The sequence below is a fragment of the Acinetobacter sp. UBA2063 genome, from assembly GCF_002333245.1.
In the GTDB taxonomy this organism is placed as follows: Bacteria; Pseudomonadota; Gammaproteobacteria; order Pseudomonadales; family Moraxellaceae; genus Acinetobacter; species Acinetobacter parvus.
The window spans coordinates 15,218-16,671 of the sequence record NZ_DDAH01000042.1 but is presented as its reverse complement, the minus strand read 5'-3'; the positions used below and the strand labels follow the sequence as shown (position 1 = coordinate 16,671).

Sequence of the window (1,454 nt, the reverse complement as noted above, 5' to 3'; positions counted from 1 at the left end):
CGACATTATTTTTAATGCAAAAACACGGAACCGCGTTTGTTGGTAAATTTTTTGGGCCAATTACGTTACTTTGGTTTTTGTCATTAGGGATCTTGGGCGTCATTAGCGTTGTACAAACACCAATCGTACTCGGTATGGTTAGTCCTCATTGGGCAATTCAGTTTATTTTCACTCATCCTGTACAAGCATTTTTTATTATGGGTGCTGTTGTTTTAACGGTCACAGGTGGTGAAGCCTTATATGCAGATATGGGGCATTTTGGACCACGTCCAATTCGTTTCGGTTGGTTTAGTGTCGTTTTGCCTTGCCTTGTATTAAATTATGCTGGACAAGGTGCGCTGTTACTTCGCAATCCTACGGCGATTGAAAATCCATTCTATTTACTAGTCCCAAGTTGGGCTTTGTACCCAATGATTATCTTGGCAACGATGGCAGCTGTGATTGCATCACAGGCCGTTATTTCTGGGGTTTTCTCTTTAGCTCGTCAAGCAATCCAATTGGGTTATTTACCACGTTTAGGCATTAAACATACTTCTGATTCTGAAGAAGGACAAATTTATGTGCCATTTCTGAATTGGTTATTGCTGATCTCGATTGTCATCTTAATTTTAATTTTTAAAACCAGCTCAAACCTTGCAAGTGCTTATGGCTTGGCTGTGACCTTAACCATGTTATGTGACACAATTTTGGTTGCTGTATTCATATACTATGCATGGAAATGGAGCTTACCAAAAGTGATGCTGTTGATTATTCCATTCTTCATTTTGGAATCCGTACTGGTCGCAGCAGCATCATTAAAAATGTTCTCAGGTGGTTGGGTACCGTTATTGATCGGTGCAGTCGCCGTTATGATCTTGATGACGTGGAAACGTGGGCGTGAGCTTACTTTTGCTAAACTTGAACATGACACTCTATCACTCGATTTATTTGTGAAAAGTATTGGGGACAATGTTCATCGGGTACCTGGCGATGCAGTCTTTTTAACTGGAACGCCTAATGTTGTTCCGCATGCGATGCTACATAATATTAAGCACAATAAAGTACTACATGAGCGTAATATTTTAGTCACGGTTGTGATTGAAGATGTCCCATTTGTTCCTCAAGAGGAGCGAATTAGTGTTGAAACGTTGAATGAACATTTCTATCGCATCAAAATTTTCTACGGTTTTAAAGATGAACCTAATGTGCCAAAAGCCTTGATTCAAGCTTACGAAGAATTAGGCTTTGAATACGATTTGATGCAAATTAGCTTCTTTATTTCACGCGACCGCATTGTGCATACGGTGGGGGATGGCATGTCGCCGTGGCGTGAGAAGCTGTTTATTTCAATGCAGCGTAATACCAGTCCTGTGAGTGACTTCTACCAGATTCCGACCAACCGTGTGGTGGAGCTGGGCAGTCAAATCGAAATCTAGTGAAAATACAAATAAAAATGGCACTTTCGAGTGCCTTTT

At 40.7% G+C, this 1,454-nt stretch carries 1 protein-coding gene; it reads left to right on the top strand.

Translation table 11 applies throughout. From position 1 onward, the window contains the following. A partial coding sequence (locus tag B4H32_RS02150; RefSeq protein ID WP_286799606.1) for a potassium transporter Kup occupies window positions 1–1,415 on the top strand: 1,415 nt, incomplete at its 5' end. Between the last annotated feature and the right edge of the window lie 39 nt (window positions 1,416–1,454).